A 14,054-nucleotide genomic window follows, 5' to 3' on the forward strand; every position below is an offset into this window, starting at 1 on the left:
AGGGGGTATCATACACGTGGTCGCACTGGTCCGGACGGTGGCCTATCTGGGGCTGGAAGCGCGCGCTGTCGAGGTGCAATGCTCGCTCGCCCCCGGCGTGCCCAATTTCAACATCGTCGGCCTGGCCGACAAGGCGGTGGGCGAAAGCAAGGAGCGCGTGCGCGCCGCGCTGTCGTCCATGGGGCTGGCGCTGCCGCCAAAACGAATCACCATCAACCTCTCGCCCGCCGACCTGCCGAAGGAAGGATCGCATTACGATCTACCCATCGCGCTGGCGGTGCTCGCCGCGATGGGCATCACCGATGCGGAGCAACTGGCGGACTGGATCGTGGTGGGTGAACTGGCGCTGGATGCACGGGTGCAGCCGTCGCCCGGCGTCCTGCTCGCCGCCATTCACGCCAGCGAGGTCGAGAAGGGCCTAATCTGCCCCGCCGCGCAAGGGTCTGAAGCGCGATGGGCCAGCGACGTGCCCGTGCTCGCCGCGCCCGATCTGGCGAGCCTGCTGAACCACTTGAAGGGCACGGCCCAGCTTCCCGAACCCGAACAGGGCTTGGTGGAAGAGGTTGGCAAAGCGCCCGACCTCAAGCAGGTAAAAGGCCAGGAAACCGCCAAGCGCGCGCTCGAAATCGCCGCGGCAGGCGGGCACAACCTGTTGATGATCGGCCCTCCCGGCGCGGGCAAATCGCTGCTCGCCAGCTGCCTTCCCGGCATCCTGCCCCCGCTTTCTCCGCCCGAGGCGCTGGAGGTGAGCATGGTGCAATCGGTCGCGGGCCTGCTGGAAGATGGCCGGATCAGCCGCGCCCGCCCCTTCCGCGCTCCGCATCATTCGGCCAGCATGGCAGCGCTGACCGGCGGCGGGCTGAAAGTGAAGCCGGGCGAGGTCAGCCTGGCGCATCTGGGTGTGCTGTTCCTCGACGAGCTGCCCGAATTCCAGCGCGCCGTGCTCGATTCGCTGCGCCAGCCGTTGGAGACGAACACGGTCGATGTCGCGCGCGCCAATGCGCATGTGACCTTCCCCGCCAATGTCCAGCTTGTCGCCGCGATGAACCCGTGCCGCTGCGGCCATCTGGGCGATCCCGCGCTCGCCTGCAGCCGCGCCCCCAAATGCGCCGCCGATTACCAGAGCAAGGTGTCGGGTCCGCTGCTCGACCGGATCGACCTGCATGTTGATGTCGATGCAGTGAGCGCCGCCGATCTCGCCCTGCCCCCGCCTGCGGAAGGCAGCGCCGAAGTCCTGGAACGCGTCACCGCCGCCCGCGCAATCCAGTCCGCGCGCGCCGAGGCAAGCGGCGCGCGCACCAATGCCGAATTGCAGGGCGATGCGCTGGAAGAGTTTGCCGGACCGGACGAGAAGGGCCGCGAACTGCTGATGCAGGCAGCCGCCGCCATGCGGTTGTCGGCGCGCGGCTACACCCGAATGCTGAGAGTAGCGCGCACGATCGCCGATCTGGCAGGGGCGGAGACCGTGGGCCGCATCCACGTGGCCGAAGCGCTGAGCTACCGCAGGCAACCGCCGCGGGCTTGAGGCGCGGCATTGCTGGGCATCTTCTAGCGGCATTATGCCTGACGACAATTGCGCCCACCCGCGCAATTGTCTTCTCAGTTCTGACCTTCTGTGATCTATATCTTTCACGATCTACCTGATGGGGACAACATGCGTAAAGCTACCGGTATATTGCTAAATTGCCTTGTTGGCGTCGCCCTTCTGAGTGGCTGTGCGGCGATGGATGCCGCCTCGGCTCCCATCGTCGGCCAGCAGAAGGCTGCGCTGGCTGCGCCGGAGCATGTGATGTTGCCGGCCGATGGTCGCACGATCGACCTGTCGATCTACCGCCCGGTGAGCGCGCCACTGGGGGCAATTTTCCTGTCGCACGGGGCCGGCGGTTCGCCCGCCCGCCTCGAATTGCTGATAGACCGTTTGCGGGATGCAGGCTTCGTGGTCCTTGCACCGCTTCACGGCGACTCGCTCCTGATTCCCGAAGATCGGCGGGAAGATTTGCGCACCGCCCTGATGACCCGGATCGGCGACCTGCAGGCGGTGAGCGCCTATTCCGCCCAGGCCTTTCCCGATTTGCCCTATGGCGCGGTGGGGCACAGTTACGGCTCGCTCATCGGGCTGATCGGCGGCGGCGCCCTGCAAATGTTCGATGCGCGCGTTCCGCAGATCGAGGCCGTGGCGAGCTTTTCTTCGCCCGGCATCATCCCGGGACTGACCGAGCCGGAAGGCCGGCTGGAGACGGTGGCGGTTCCCACGCTGATGATTACGGGCACGGCGGATACGGTCGAGCCGTTCGCCCTCGACCCGCAAAGCCACGCGACCTATTTCGAGCGGCAGCCGGCGGGCGAGCGCACGCTTCTCGTCGTCGACGGTGCGTCGCATAATTTCGTCTATGGCGAAGAAGCCCATTACGATGAGGCCTTGGACCTTCTCGTCACCTTCCTGCGCGCGGAACTGCTGGACGATGCAGCCGCAGCGACAAAGCTTGCCAGCGCGCAAACGGGCAGCGGGATAACAATCCGCCGCTGACCAGGGCAAGGCTCTGTCGGGAGGTGGGCCTTCTGTGCCGCACGCCGCCCTGAATGTCACACGCGACGAGGACGACCCCTCAGCCTGCCGGTCATTCTCAACCCGTCGCGCATGTTGAGGCCAAGAAGCACCAGATTTGCCGCGCCCGCTACGAGTTCGATCGCCTGCACCCCATAAAATGCAGCGTCGAACTCCCCGGCAGACGCCTTCCATGCAAGGAACAAGGCGGAGGGGACCAGAATGAGCAAGCCGTTGGCTGCGATTACGGGCATACGCTTCAGCTTGGTTGCGGCCAGACCTTTCGCCCGTCTTCCGACCAGCGAAATCCCGGTTCCGCCCGCAGCAGCAAGTGCGGGAATCAGCAGCAGGAAGCCCCAGGGAATTGCGGTTTTGACGGCCACGACCGCCTCCATTGAACCGGACAGTTCGCTGATCAGCGTCGAAAACCAGAAGCTTGCGATCGTCAGCAGCGCGATTGCGCCCGCTACGGGATGAACCAGCTTTTTCATGTCCACACGTCCTTGATTGCGGTAGTGTCGCCATGAAGCATAATTGACATGATGATGTCACGATAAACGTAAGGTGTCATATGGCTGGTACAAGTCGGCGATCGAAAGCAGAAGTGTTGACTGACGTTATCCTGGCGATGTTTCGGGCCAACAATGCGACGCTCGCCTGGGGCGACCGGATCGTTGCGCCGCTCGGCCTGACCAGTGCGCGGTGGCAGATTCTGGGGGCGATCGTACAGGCCGATCGGGCGCAACCAGTGGCATGGCTGGCCCGCGATCTGGGCGCGAACCGCCAGAATGTGCAGCGGATCGTCAACGACCTGGAGAAGGACGGACTGGTTTCGTTCGAGCCAAACCCGCATCACAAGCGGGCTCAGCTGGTTGTCCTGACACCCAAGGGGCAGGAAACATACGATGCCGCTATCGGTCTTTATGGGCCGCGCGTAGAAGCATTGGCGCAGGACCTTACTGTCGAGGACCTTCAGTCCACGCACCGTGTGCTGACCGCATTACGAACGGAACTGGAAACTTCGGCAATGGACTAATGCTGTTGACGCCCCAGCCCTGTCACAAACTGGACGGGCCGGGGCGTCAGCGGATAATTCGGTGTGGCCTCAGTCTTCCTCGCCCATGTCGAGGTTGAGCTTCACCGTTTCATGTTCATGGTCGCCTTCGAACTTCGCCAGGAAATCGGCGATGGGCATCGCCTGGTTGGGCATTTCCTGCGTCGTCGGTGCTGGCGCCATCGCCACTCCGCCGTCGGCCGGCGTAGTCTTCACATGGAGATAGGGCACCCAGATCTCTCCGAAGTCGGCCTGCTGGTACCACACGTCGAGGACGTCGTAGCTCGCCCAGGTGCCGTCAGGCTCCTTTAGGCGCAATCCCTCACCAATGCGCGGCACACTCAACGACTTGATACGGAATTGCGTCTGGTGCGTTTCGTTCTGAACTTCGATTTCGATCACGTTTTTATCCGGCTCAAGCAGGCATGCGCCCCGATTCTTGAAAGGGTATGGCAGCAAGGTGTTTCGATGTTTTTAACGATGACGTCACACCGTCAGAGCGCGATTTGACGTCACTTTTGCAAAGATGCGTTAACCATCGCGCTTAACTCCGGGAATCGCCCTTAGCCGCGCCCGTTGCTGTCGCAGCGGCTCGGTAAGGCGTATTCTTTATGAGATGGCGGTTGTAATCCGGCGCGCCGTCGGACCACCAGACGGGGCCTCTTTCGCCCAATTGCACCTTGGCTTCATGCACTTTGGCGCGTGCATCCTTCTCCGCAGCGGGATCGTTCGCGCGTTTCGCCGCCGCGACACCGCGCCGCGCATCCATGAGTCGTTTGACGAGTGATTTGCGCTGTTCTTTGGGCAGCGCGGGATTGCTGGCGCGCCACAATCGCCCGCGAACGACAATGTAGCGGCCGTCGGGAGTGGTCGCGGGTGCCTCGCTCAGGCGGCGTCGCGCGCCTTGCGGAGCGCCTCGAGATCGACGACAGCACCGCGCCCCAGTCCGTCACCGGGCTCGCTAGTCGTACCATCGGCGCGCACGCCGAGATTGGACCGTTCGACAAGATGCAAATCCTGCGGTCCGAGGATGCGGCCGTCATGGCTGAGGATGGAAGTCGGCCCGATCGGCAGGCGGTCCCGTTCGTCGACCAGCACCGGGTTCTCGACCACTTCGGCGCCGTATTTCTGCCCCCACTGCCGCAGCGCGATCATGGCAGGCAGCAGGTCCAGCCCCTTTTCGGTCAGCCGGTATTCGATCTTGCGGCGATCGTCGGGACACGGATCGCGCTTGAGGATGCCGTGTTCGACCAGCTTTGAGAGCCGGTTCGAGAGGATGTTGCGGGCAATGCCGAGTTCGGTGAGGAATTCCTCGAAATGATGGAGACCGTTGAAACTGGCGCGCAGGATCATGAAGCTCCAGCGTTCGCCCATGACCTCAAGCGCCTGCGGCAGGCCGCATTCGGTCAGTTCGCGCAAGGGTTCGCGGATAGTGCCCATAAAATAAGTCCTTCTCGAGAAACCTATCTACCCGAAAACGGCGTTCTGCCAAATGCTTTGGAAAGTGGGTTGCGAATCACAACTGATTTGAATAGGGCGCGCAAATTAGAGTTTCAATTAGCAACCTTATTCTCGTGCGCACTTTTGCGACGCATACCCATCAGATCGAAAGGCTATTCTCTATGACCCTCTCCCTCGCCCGTTCATTCCGCCCGGGTGCCCTCACCGCCATCGCGCTTGGTGCAGCAGGTTTGTTTGGTGCCGTCAGCGCTCCGGCGATCGCGCAGGAAAGCGGCGCCTATTACCGGGTAGAACTGGCAGAACCTGCGGCGAAGGACAGCGTCATCGCCGGCGGTGTAGCGTGGAAGTGCAAGGGAACGACCTGCGTGGCCGCCAAGGGTACTTCGCGCCCGGCGCGGATGTGCCGTGAACTCAAGCGCGGCGTCGGCCAGATCGTGACCTTCACCACCGAAGGCGAGGAACTGGATGCCGACAAGCTGACGCGCTGCAACCGCTGATACGCCGTCCCGCCTCCCTCTCCATCGTGAGAGGCATCGGGCCCCGGTTTGCGGACCGGGGCCCTTTTTATATCAGGCTGCGCTCGACGAGGTCGGCTTCCAGCTCGTCGGCGCGGGTGAAGTGATGCACCTGCCATCCGCAATTTGCCGCCGATTCCACATTGGCCGCATTGTCGTCGATGAACAGCATGCGCTCCGGCGCGTGGCCGAAGCGTTCGGCGGATAGCGAAAAGATCGCCGGATCGGGCTTGGCGATCCGTTCGACGCCCGACACGACTATTTCCTGAAAACGGTCGAAGATGCTGTGCCGTGGACGGAACCCGGCCCAGAACTCGGCGGCGAAGTTGGTGATCGCGAACAGCGGGACGCTGCGCGCATGCAGCCGTTCCACCAGCCCATGGCTGCCCTCGACCGGGCCCGGGATGGTTTCGTTGAAGCGCGTCGCATAGGCGCGGATTTCCGCCGTATAGTCGGGAAACAGCGCGATCCGTTCGAGCACCATGTCGGACAGCGGGCGGCCCGCATCGTGGAGGAAATGCCATTCCTCGGTCACGACTTCGCCCAGAATCTTCTCCAGCCGGGCCGGATCATCCGTCATCTTCTCGTAAAGATGGCGCATGTCCCAGTGATAGAGCACCCGCCCCACATCGAAGACAACGGCATCGACCGGCTCGCGCTTCATCCACTATCCCTCCCAAATGCGTTCGGCCCGCACTCCCATAAGGAGCCGGGCCGATCGTTAGACAATCGCGGGGCAGGCCCGCGCAGCCGAAGCTTAGCCCTGGCGGGCCTTGAAGCGACGGTTGGTCTTGTTGATTACATAGGTGCGGCCGCGACGACGGATCACGCGGCAATCGCGGTGGCGGCTCTTGAGCGACTTGAGGCTGTTGCGGATCTTCATCGGTTCTCTCTGATCAAATAAATACGCACCGGAAGTAGGGTCCGGTGCGCCGAATTCAAGCGCGCCCGATAACCACAAGGGTGATTCTGGTCAAGCACTTCCCCGAATTTCGGACAGCCTGCGTTCCCACTGCAGCGCATGTTCGATGATCTTGCCCAGATCATCATGCTGCGGCTGCCACGGCAGGGTGGCGCGAATCCGGCTCGGGTCCGAAACCAGTTCCGCCGGATCGCCCGCGCGGCGCGGCTGCATCCGCCGCTCGATAGTCGCATTGGTCACGCGGTCCACGGCATCGAGCACTTCGAGCACCGAGAAGCCCTTGCCATAACCGCAATTCATGGTGAGCGAACGCTCCGGCTGCTCGATCAGCGCCGCCAGCGCCAGTACATGCGCATTCGCCAGATCGCTGACATGGATATAGTCGCGCACGCCCGTTCCGTCTGGCGTATCGTAATCAGTGCCGAAGACGGCCACGCTCTCGCGCTTGCCGGTCGCTGCCTCGCAGGCGACCTTGATGAGATGGGTCGCCCCGGCAGTCGACTGCCCGCTGCGCGCCTGCGGGTCCGCACCCGCGACGTTGAAATAGCGCAAGGCGCAGAAGTTGAAGCCATGCGCTGCAGCCGCATCGGCCAGCATCTGTTCGGTCATCAGCTTCGACCAGCCGTAGGGATTGATCGGGCTCTTGGGCGAATCTTCGGTCACCGGCGAAGTTTCCGGCACGCCATAGGTCGCGGCCGTGGACGAGAAGATGAAGTGATCCACCCCGCCTGTAACCGCCGCCTCGATCAGCGCGCGGCTCTTCACCGTATTGTTCTCGTAATAGCGGAGCGGCTGTTCGACCGATTCGGGCACCACGATAGAGCCTGCGAAATGCATGATCGCCTTCGTGCCCTGCTCGGCGAAAATGCGCGCCAGCAATGCGCCATCTGCAATATCGCCGCGATAGAGCGGCACTCCCTCCGGCACGGCGAATTCGAAGCCGGTCGAAAGATTGTCGATCACTGCCACCGGCCAGCCGGCGTCCTTCAGCGCCAGCACTGCATGACTGCCTATATATCCGGCGCCTCCGGTAACCAGCACCGGCACTTTGTTCGCTTTATTCATGGGCGTGGGCCTAGCATACGATTTGGTAAGGGCAATCGACTAAGGGCCTCCCCGCATGCAGGCTGGAGCATAGGCGCTGCTGGGGCGTTGTGCCCCTGTATCCACCGTCTCCGCCCGCCTGAAAGGTCGTACCATGAAGAACACAGCCCTCCTGTTTACCGGTTTCGCCGCGCTTACGCTGTCCGCCTGCGCGACCGCGCCCGGCCCGGTCGAGGTGACCCGCTTCGTGGCCCCCGAACGCGCGGCGGCCCTTGGTCAGGGCACGATCTTCGTTGAAAGCGCCCCCGGACAGGATGCCGACAGCCTTGCGCTGATGCCCTATAAGTCCGCCATCGCGCGTGAGCTTTCCTCGCTCGGCTATTCCGAAGCCGCCCGCGCCTCGGCGCGCCAGGTGGCCTCGGTCTCGGTCGATCGCTACGTGATGAGCGCCGAAGGCAGGCGCTCGCCGGTCAGTGTCGGCGTAGGCGGCCGCACCGGATCCTATGGCTCGGGCGTTGGGCTCGGCCTCGGCATAAATCTGGGTGGCGGTGCGCGCGACAAGGTCGGCACCGAACTCGCAGTAACCATTCGCGATGCGGCAAGCGGCGAGGCCTTGTGGGAGGGCCGGGCCGAATTCCGCGTGGCGGACAATTCGCCCCTTGCGCAAAGCGAGGCCAACGCACAGACACTCGCCGCCGCGCTGTTCAGCGAATTTCCCGGCAATAATGGCGAGACAATTAAAGTAGAGGTTTCCGAGTGAGCGATATCCGGATCGATTCCGCATTTGACAGTGGCAATATCGACGTCCTTTCCGTGGACGGCGCAACAGCGCGGCTGGCCATTCCGCAGGACACGAACAGCGAATTCAAGCAGTGGTTCCACTTCCGCGCCGCCGGCGCGAAGGGGCGCGAACTGGTGCTTAAGATCACCCAGCTTTCCGACAGCGCCTATCCCGATGGCTGGCCCGATTACGACGCCTGCGTATCGGAAGATCGCGATTACTGGGGCCGCGCCGCATCATCCTATGACAAGGATGAAGAAGGCGGCACGCTGACCATCCGCTATACCCCGGCCAGCGACATTGCCTATTTCGCTTATTTCGCGCCCTATTCGATGGAGCGGCATTTCGATCTCGTCGCCGAGGCAGCCGCTTCGGAAGGCGTGGACCACGTCCATCTTGGCACCACGCTCGATGGCCAGCCGATCGACTGCCTCGAAATGGGCGAAGGTTCCTTCAACGTGTGGCTCTATGCCCGCCAGCATCCCGGTGAAACGCAGGCCGAATGGTGGATGGAAGGCGCGCTCGAAGTGCTGACCGACCCCGCAGACAGCGTCGGCCGCCGCCTGCGCAAGAAGTGCCGCCTGCACATCGTCCCGAACTGCAATCCCGACGGATCTAAGCGCGGCAATCTGCGCGTCAATGCAGCCGGTGCCAACCTCAACCGCGAATGGGAAAATCCCAGCGCAGAGCGCAGCCCCGAAGTGCTCGCCATCCGCAACCACATGGACAAGACCGGCGTCGACTTCGCGATGGACGTGCATGGCGACGAAGCCATTCCAGTCAGCTTCCTCGCCGGTTTCGAAGGCATCCCTTCCTGGACCGACGAGCAGGGTGAGCGGTATTACAGCTACGAACGCATCCTCGACCGGCGGACGACCGACTTCCAGACCGAACTGGGTTACGTGAAGTCTGCCCCGGGCAAGGCCAATCTGTCGATGAGCACCAATCAGGTGGCCGAACGTTTCGGCGCAACTTCGATGACACTGGAAATGCCTTACAAGGACAATAAGGCCGATCCCGAGCCCGAACAGGGATGGAGCCCCGAACGGTGCAAGATGCTGGCGCGCGACTGCCTCGCCTCGCTCGTCGAATTCCTAGACAACGAAGGCGTTTGACGCGCCTTAGCGCACGATGGGGCTGAGCAGCCTGATCGTGCGCGCTTCGCTATCCATTTCCACTTCACCGCCGTGGGGCAGGCTCAACTGCCCCCGGTGGTGCCCGATATTGGCGCCCGTGAATGCGGGGATGCCCAGCGGTTTCAGATGCTGGTCGAGCACGGTGTCCAGCGTCAGCCCGGCATAGTCCGGATCATCGGACGCGCAGCTGCGGCAGCTTCCGAAAATGACACCGGACAATTTCTTCAGCACGCCTGCGAGGTCCAGCTGCTGGAGCATCCGGTCGATGCGGTATTCCGCCTCGTTCACATCCTCCAGAAACAGGATCGCGCCATCGAAATCGGGCACCCACGGGGTTCCCATCAGCGTGGACAGCACGGTCAGATTGCCGCCCAGCAATTTGCCCCTCGCCCGCCCCGGGGTGATGGTGCGCGCCGATGGCCCGCGCCCACTCATATCCAGCACCGGCGTTTCACCGGTAAAGGCAAGGCGCCACAGGCTTTCCCAGCTGGCTTTCGGCCAGGAATTGCTCGCATTGGGCGCGTGAATCGTGGGGAAACCGGCGCGCGCGGCAATCGCGAGATGAAGCGAGGTGATGTCGCTATAGCCGATGACGAGCTTTGGATTGCGGCGGATCATCTCCCAGTCGAGCAATTCCAGCAGGCGCGCCCCGCCCCACCCACCGCGAACGGCGAAGATGGCGGCGATATCCTCATCTGCGAACATGGCGTTGAGATCGGCGGCGCGCTGCGCGTCGGTTCCGGCGAGATAGCCGTCGGTGCGCGACACATTGGCACCCAATTTGGGGACGAGACCCATGCCGCGGATTGTATGCTGGCTCGCCGCAATCGCGCCCGGCGAGACCGCGCTGGCCGGGGCGACGAGGCCCACCGTATCCCCAAGCGAGATCCGTCGAGCCAGCTTCCGGTCCCGTGCAGCTGCAGACAGAGGGAATGCAAGAGCGAGCGGCGCACCTGCCAGTGTTCCTAGGGCGGTTCGCCGGTCGATCATCCAGCGATCTCTAGCGAGGCGCGAGCAGAAGGGCCAGCGCACTAAACCGAGGCCGCTTGCGGGGATCAGTCCGCCATGAGCTTGGCCGCAACCGCTTCGGGAGTTCCGGTAACCAGCAGTGGCTGTCCGCCGACGATGCCGACCAGTGTCTGGCCGTTCTCGCCGATCCGCAGCCAAGCAACGTTGCTGGCGACGACCATGTAGTTGCCGCCGCGCGATTCAAGGTGGACGAATTTCATGGTCTGCTCTCCGAGGTGCCCAAATGCACCCGGAGCATCCTAAACATGGATGGTAAAGGAAGGCTTAGTCGAGGCTCGCCGGGCCGAAGGCGTGGGGCAGCAATTCGCTCAGGCGCACGCGCCGCGTTTCATCCGCGCCCACGCACAGGATGAGCGGATCGGTTCCGCCAAGCTGCGCCAGTTCGTTGAGCACCTGTCGGCAGCGGCCGCACGGCGTGATCGGTGCGCCGCCGCCCTTGTCGAGTGGGCCGGTAACCGCCACCATTTCCAGCCCGCCGCGCACGCCATCGGCCATGGCCTTCGAGATCGCCACTGTTTCGGCGCACAGCGCAAGGCCGTAGCTCGCATTTTCGATATTCGTGCCGGTGACCACGCTGCCATCGGCGAAGAGCAGCGCGCTGCCCACGGCGAAGCCGGAATAAGGCGAGTACGAATTTTCGGCAGCCTCGCGGGCAACGGCGATCAGATCTTCATCGGTCATGAGCAGGCTCTATGGGCGTACGACCAGCCAGCGCAAGGGCTTCTCGGCCGCCGGGCTGACGTAAGCGGAATTCGCGGTCCAGACGGTCCAGGGTCGCCCGGCATAGACGGGCTCTTCCATATCTCCATCCAGCCACAGCGATCGCTCCAACCGGCGTGCGGGACGATAGCGATCCTCGAATTGCTCGCTCGGCGCGAGAACGACCGGCGCTTCGGTATGCGCTTCGATCTGGTTCACCAGAGTCAGCAATTCGCTCTGCACGGCGGCATCGGAAACCCGTTCGGGGCAGTCGTCGGCCAGGCGTGACAGGCGGATCGTGGGCGGCAGGAGGTCCGCATCTCGCGGGACGATGGTGACGTAATTGGCGGATTGCCCGTCAGCCGTTTCGCACGGGTCGAACAGATGCACGGCGCCAACCTGCAGCCCGGCTTCGCGCGCCGCTTCCAGATTACGGGAGAAGTTTGCATCCTTGCCGCGCGCCCCGCGACTGGCTTCGAGGTACACGAAGCTGGCGCCCAGCCCCTTCAACACCTCAAAATCCACGGCCCCGTCGCTCTCGCCGACCAATGCACCTTGGTCGGAATACTCTTCGTCAGGGGGTCGCCAGCCACTGCGTTCGTGCTGAAAATACAGCCACGCTCCGGCGCCCAGCAGCGCGAGCACGAGGGCCAGCTTGAACAGGAGGCCGATCCGGCCTTTCTTTCGCTTAGCCATCTCCGGTCAGCCCTTGATATGCAGGACGCAGATGAGCGTGAACAGCCGGCGCGCCGTGGCGAAATCGGTCTCGATCTTGCCTTCCAGCCGCTCCACAAGAAGTTCGGCCGCGCGGTTGTGGACGCCGCGCCGGGCCATGTCGATCGTCTCGATCTCGCCCGCGGTCGCCTTGCGGATCGCCTGATAATAGCTGTCGCAGATGGCGAAATATTCGCGGATCGGACGGCGGAACCGCGCGAGGCCGAGCAGGAGTTCTTCCACCAGCTGGTCTTGTGCATCGGCGATTGTCATCAGCAAGCGCCCGTCGCGCACCGCCAGTGTCAGGTGATAAGGCCCGGTCGCGCCGCGCTCTGCCGCACGCACAGGTTTGAAGCTGTTTTCCTCGATCAGATCGAAGATGGCGATGCGCCGTTCCTGCTCGATATCGGCATTGCGCCAGATGATCGTTTCCTCGTCGAGGTCGATCTTCGCGATGCGCTGGTCGCCGGCAGGGGTGGATGAATCGCTCATGATGCCAGCCTGCTTTCGCAACTGCGGTCAAGCGGGGCAAGGTCGAACTTAGGGCGATCCATCCACAGGGCTGTCCGCATCGGGCCTTTCGGCGGCGGTTCTATCGCCGCGCGATTTGCTTCATAACCCACGCCATGGCCGACATTGACCTTCTCTTCCCCGCGACTGATTCGACTGCAGAAAACCAGAAACAGGGCCAGACCCTGCCAAGCAATGTGGAGGCCGAGGCGGCTTTTCTGGGCGCGGTGCTGATCGACAATCAGGTGGTGCAGGAACTCAATACGCCGCTGCAGCCGCATCATTTCTATGAGCCCGTGCATCAGCGCATCTACGAGCGGGTCCACAAGCTGATCGACCGCAATTCGGTCGCTACGCCGGTAACGCTCAAGCCCTATTTCGAAAGCGACGAGGCGCTCAAGCAGCTGGGCGGCGTGACCTATCTCGCCCAGCTGACCGCCGATGGGCAGGGTCTGCTTGCCACCGGAAAGCTGGCCGAACAGATCTACGATCTCGCGCTGCTGCGCGAACTGGTCACCGTGGGCCGCAATCTGGTCGAAAGCGCGCTCGACACGTCGGACGAAGTCGCGCCGATGGACCAGATCAGCAAGGCCGAAGCCGATCTCTACAAGGTTGCTGAAGGGGCGACGACCGGCAGCGAGGCGCAGGATTTCCGCACCGCGGCGCTGGGCGCCCTGAAGATGGTCGAAGCCGCGATCAATTCGGGCGGCAAGTTTTCAGGCAAGACCACCGGCCTCGAAACGGTCAACGACAAGACCAGCGGCCTGCACAATTCCGACCTTATCATCCTCGCCGGGCGTCCCGGCATGGGCAAGACCTCGCTGGCCACAAACATCGCGTTCAACGCCGCCCGCCGCCTGATGGACGATCACAAAATCGGCATCGAAACGAGCGAAAGTCCCGGCGCGGCGACTGCATTCTTCAGTCTGGAAATGAGCGCCGACCAGCTGGCCACTCGTATTCTGGCCGAGACGGCGGAGATTTCGTCGGAAAAGCTGCGTTCTGGCCGGCTGAGCAAGGAAGAATTCCAGCGCCTGTCATTTGCCAGCCAGGAACTGAACGAACTGCCGCTGTATATCGACGACACGCCGGGCCTGACCATCGGCGCCCTGCGCACCCGCGCGCGCCGGTTGAAGCGCCGCCACGATATCGGGCTGGTCATCGTCGACTACCTTCAGCTGCTGCAGGGCTCGGGCCGCGCGAACGACAACCGCGTGAATGAAATCTCGGAAATCAGCCGTGGCCTGAAGACACTGGCCAAGGAACTGCATGTCCCGGTCATCGCGCTTTCCCAGCTCAGCCGTGCGGTGGAACAGCGCGAAGACAAGCGCCCGCAGCTTTCCGACCTCCGCGAATCCGGCTCGATCGAGCAGGACGCCGACATGGTCTGGTTCATCTTCCGCGGCGAATATTATCACAACGCCCTGAAGCCCGACACGCCGGACGAAACCAGCAGCGAGGAAGTCCGCATGAAATATGCCGACTGGGAAGCGCGCCATCTCGAACTGGTAAACCGCGCCACCTTGATCGTGGCCAAGCAGCGTCATGGCTCGACCGGCAATGTCCCGCTGCTGTTCCAGAGCGAATTTACCAAATTCACCTCGCCAGAAATGCGCGGCGGGTATGAGGATGATTACGAGTAAG

At 63.1% G+C, this 14,054-nt stretch carries 19 protein-coding genes; 7 read left to right on the forward strand and 12 right to left on the reverse strand.

Annotated elements, in window-relative coordinates:
- The first annotated feature begins 16 nt into the window (after positions 1 to 16).
- Both ACYQ0G_RS06910 and ACYQ0G_RS06915 read left to right on the forward strand, forming a co-directional pair.
- Complete coding sequence (locus ACYQ0G_RS06910) at positions 17 to 1,525, forward strand: YifB family Mg chelatase-like AAA ATPase (RefSeq protein WP_460101047.1); 1,509 nt, start codon at positions 17 to 19, stop codon at positions 1,523 to 1,525.
- 129 nt (positions 1,526 to 1,654) lie between these two features.
- The gene (locus ACYQ0G_RS06915) at positions 1,655 to 2,527 is read left to right on the forward strand and encodes an alpha/beta hydrolase (protein WP_460101050.1); all 873 of its coding nucleotides are present in this window, start codon (positions 1,655 to 1,657) and stop codon (positions 2,525 to 2,527) included.
- 56 nt (positions 2,528 to 2,583) lie between these two features.
- Here ACYQ0G_RS06915 and ACYQ0G_RS06920 read toward each other — a convergent pair whose 3' ends face one another.
- Complete coding sequence (locus tag ACYQ0G_RS06920; protein WP_460101051.1) at positions 2,584 to 3,036, reverse strand: hypothetical protein; 453 nt, start codon at positions 3,034 to 3,036, stop codon at positions 2,584 to 2,586.
- Positions 3,037 to 3,152: 116 nt separating this feature from the next.
- On the opposite strand from ACYQ0G_RS06920, the gene ACYQ0G_RS06925 reads away from it, so the two are divergent.
- The gene (locus tag ACYQ0G_RS06925; RefSeq protein WP_460101054.1) at positions 3,153 to 3,581 is read left to right on the forward strand and encodes a MarR family winged helix-turn-helix transcriptional regulator; all 429 of its coding nucleotides are present in this window, start codon (positions 3,153 to 3,155) and stop codon (positions 3,579 to 3,581) included.
- Between the two features lie 69 nt (positions 3,582 to 3,650).
- On the opposite strand, the gene ACYQ0G_RS06930 is transcribed toward ACYQ0G_RS06925, so the two are convergent.
- The 3 genes from ACYQ0G_RS06930 to ACYQ0G_RS06940 form a co-directional block, all read right to left on the reverse strand.
- A complete protein-coding gene (locus ACYQ0G_RS06930; protein ID WP_460101057.1) occupies positions 3,651 to 4,001 on the reverse strand; it encodes a hypothetical protein in 351 nt (116 codons plus the stop codon).
- Positions 4,002 to 4,143: 142 nt separating this feature from the next.
- On the reverse strand, positions 4,144 to 4,431 hold the full coding sequence (locus tag ACYQ0G_RS06935; RefSeq protein ID WP_460101059.1) for a hypothetical protein: 288 nt from the start codon (positions 4,429 to 4,431) through the stop codon (positions 4,144 to 4,146).
- A gap of 53 nt (positions 4,432 to 4,484) precedes the next feature.
- The gene (locus ACYQ0G_RS06940) at positions 4,485 to 5,039 is read right to left on the reverse strand and encodes a winged helix-turn-helix transcriptional regulator (protein WP_460101061.1); all 555 of its coding nucleotides are present in this window, start codon (positions 5,037 to 5,039) and stop codon (positions 4,485 to 4,487) included.
- Between the two features lie 182 nt (positions 5,040 to 5,221).
- On the opposite strand from ACYQ0G_RS06940, the gene ACYQ0G_RS06945 reads away from it, so the two are divergent.
- Entirely contained in the window at positions 5,222 to 5,557 is a 336-nt protein-coding gene (locus ACYQ0G_RS06945) for a CC_3452 family protein (RefSeq protein ID WP_460101063.1), read from the forward strand.
- A gap of 67 nt (positions 5,558 to 5,624) precedes the next feature.
- On the opposite strand, the gene ACYQ0G_RS06950 is transcribed toward ACYQ0G_RS06945, so the two are convergent.
- The 3 genes from ACYQ0G_RS06950 to galE all read right to left on the reverse strand — a co-directional run bounded on the left by ACYQ0G_RS06950 (position 5,625) and on the right by galE (position 7,562).
- Positions 5,625 to 6,239, reverse strand: a complete 615-nt coding sequence (locus tag ACYQ0G_RS06950; RefSeq protein ID WP_460101065.1) for an HAD family hydrolase — start codon at positions 6,237 to 6,239, stop codon at positions 5,625 to 5,627.
- Between the two features lie 93 nt (positions 6,240 to 6,332).
- Complete coding sequence (gene ykgO, locus ACYQ0G_RS06955; protein WP_006833921.1) at positions 6,333 to 6,458, reverse strand: type B 50S ribosomal protein L36; 126 nt, start codon at positions 6,456 to 6,458, stop codon at positions 6,333 to 6,335.
- Positions 6,459 to 6,548: 90 nt separating this feature from the next.
- Positions 6,549 to 7,562, reverse strand: a complete 1,014-nt coding sequence (gene galE / locus ACYQ0G_RS06960) for a UDP-glucose 4-epimerase GalE (RefSeq protein ID WP_460101066.1) — start codon at positions 7,560 to 7,562, stop codon at positions 6,549 to 6,551.
- Positions 7,563 to 7,695: 133 nt separating this feature from the next.
- Here galE and ACYQ0G_RS06965 point away from each other — a divergent pair, with 133 nt between their 5' ends.
- Both ACYQ0G_RS06965 and ACYQ0G_RS06970 read left to right on the forward strand, forming a co-directional pair.
- Positions 7,696 to 8,301, forward strand: a complete 606-nt coding sequence (locus ACYQ0G_RS06965) for a DUF4136 domain-containing protein (protein WP_460101067.1) — start codon at positions 7,696 to 7,698, stop codon at positions 8,299 to 8,301.
- Positions 8,298 to 9,437 carry a M14 family metallopeptidase gene (locus tag ACYQ0G_RS06970; RefSeq protein ID WP_460101070.1) on the forward strand — a complete coding sequence of 380 codons (1,140 nt, stop codon included), beginning with the start codon at positions 8,298 to 8,300 and terminating at the stop codon, positions 9,435 to 9,437. The genes ACYQ0G_RS06965 and ACYQ0G_RS06970 overlap by 4 nt, the downstream gene beginning before the upstream one ends.
- A 6-nt stretch (positions 9,438 to 9,443) precedes the next feature.
- Here ACYQ0G_RS06970 and ACYQ0G_RS06975 read toward each other — a convergent pair whose 3' ends face one another.
- The 5 genes from ACYQ0G_RS06975 to ACYQ0G_RS06995 form a co-directional block, all read right to left on the reverse strand.
- Positions 9,444 to 10,448, reverse strand: a complete 1,005-nt coding sequence (locus ACYQ0G_RS06975; RefSeq protein WP_460101073.1) for a S66 peptidase family protein — start codon at positions 10,446 to 10,448, stop codon at positions 9,444 to 9,446.
- Between the two features lie 65 nt (positions 10,449 to 10,513).
- Positions 10,514 to 10,687 (reverse strand): hypothetical protein, encoded by a 174-nt coding sequence (locus ACYQ0G_RS06980; RefSeq protein ID WP_460101074.1) that lies wholly within the window; start codon positions 10,685 to 10,687, stop codon positions 10,514 to 10,516.
- A gap of 64 nt (positions 10,688 to 10,751) precedes the next feature.
- The gene (locus tag ACYQ0G_RS06985) at positions 10,752 to 11,168 is read right to left on the reverse strand and encodes a cytidine deaminase (protein WP_460101076.1); all 417 of its coding nucleotides are present in this window, start codon (positions 11,166 to 11,168) and stop codon (positions 10,752 to 10,754) included.
- 9 nt (positions 11,169 to 11,177) lie between these two features.
- Positions 11,178 to 11,882: a glycoside hydrolase family 25 protein gene (locus ACYQ0G_RS06990; RefSeq protein ID WP_460101079.1), complete on the reverse strand. Its 705-nt coding sequence runs from the start codon at positions 11,880 to 11,882 to the stop codon at positions 11,178 to 11,180.
- A gap of 6 nt (positions 11,883 to 11,888) precedes the next feature.
- A complete protein-coding gene (locus ACYQ0G_RS06995) occupies positions 11,889 to 12,392 on the reverse strand; it encodes a UPF0262 family protein (RefSeq protein WP_460101080.1) in 504 nt (167 codons plus the stop codon).
- A gap of 134 nt (positions 12,393 to 12,526) precedes the next feature.
- Between ACYQ0G_RS06995 and ACYQ0G_RS07000 the strand changes: the two genes are divergently transcribed.
- A complete protein-coding gene (locus ACYQ0G_RS07000; protein WP_460101083.1) occupies positions 12,527 to 14,053 on the forward strand; it encodes a replicative DNA helicase in 1,527 nt (508 codons plus the stop codon).
- Position 14,054: the final 1 nt, after the last annotated feature.

The organism is Qipengyuania triglochinis, assembly GCF_054655615.1.

What these genes read in the sequence shown, in the direction of transcription:
- ACYQ0G_RS06915 (WP_460101050.1), top strand. Translation starts at nt 1,655, where the DNA reads ATGCGTAAAGCTACCGGTATATTGCTAAATTGCCTTGTTGGCGTCGCC.
- ACYQ0G_RS06920 (WP_460101051.1), bottom strand. Translation starts at nt 3,036, where the DNA reads ATGAAAAAGCTGGTTCATCCCGTAGCGGGCGCAATCGCGCTGCTGACG.
- ACYQ0G_RS06940 (WP_460101061.1), bottom strand. Translation starts at nt 5,039, where the DNA reads ATGGGCACTATCCGCGAACCCTTGCGCGAACTGACCGAATGCGGCCTG.
- ACYQ0G_RS06945 (WP_460101063.1), top strand. Translation starts at nt 5,222, where the DNA reads ATGACCCTCTCCCTCGCCCGTTCATTCCGCCCGGGTGCCCTCACCGCC.
- ACYQ0G_RS06950 (WP_460101065.1), bottom strand. Translation starts at nt 6,239, where the DNA reads ATGAAGCGCGAGCCGGTCGATGCCGTTGTCTTCGATGTGGGGCGGGTG.
- ykgO (WP_006833921.1), bottom strand. Translation starts at nt 6,458, where the DNA reads ATGAAGATCCGCAACAGCCTCAAGTCGCTCAAGAGCCGCCACCGCGAT.
- galE (WP_460101066.1), bottom strand. Translation starts at nt 7,562, where the DNA reads ATGAATAAAGCGAACAAAGTGCCGGTGCTGGTTACCGGAGGCGCCGGA.
- ACYQ0G_RS06965 (WP_460101067.1), top strand. Translation starts at nt 7,696, where the DNA reads ATGAAGAACACAGCCCTCCTGTTTACCGGTTTCGCCGCGCTTACGCTG.
- ACYQ0G_RS06975 (WP_460101073.1), bottom strand. Translation starts at nt 10,448, where the DNA reads ATGATCGACCGGCGAACCGCCCTAGGAACACTGGCAGGTGCGCCGCTC.
- ACYQ0G_RS06980 (WP_460101074.1), bottom strand. Translation starts at nt 10,687, where the DNA reads ATGAAATTCGTCCACCTTGAATCGCGCGGCGGCAACTACATGGTCGTC.
- ACYQ0G_RS06985 (WP_460101076.1), bottom strand. Translation starts at nt 11,168, where the DNA reads ATGACCGATGAAGATCTGATCGCCGTTGCCCGCGAGGCTGCCGAAAAT.
- ACYQ0G_RS06990 (WP_460101079.1), bottom strand. Translation starts at nt 11,882, where the DNA reads ATGGCTAAGCGAAAGAAAGGCCGGATCGGCCTCCTGTTCAAGCTGGCC.
- ACYQ0G_RS06995 (WP_460101080.1), bottom strand. Translation starts at nt 12,392, where the DNA reads ATGAGCGATTCATCCACCCCTGCCGGCGACCAGCGCATCGCGAAGATC.
- ACYQ0G_RS07000 (WP_460101083.1), top strand. Translation starts at nt 12,527, where the DNA reads ATGGCCGACATTGACCTTCTCTTCCCCGCGACTGATTCGACTGCAGAA.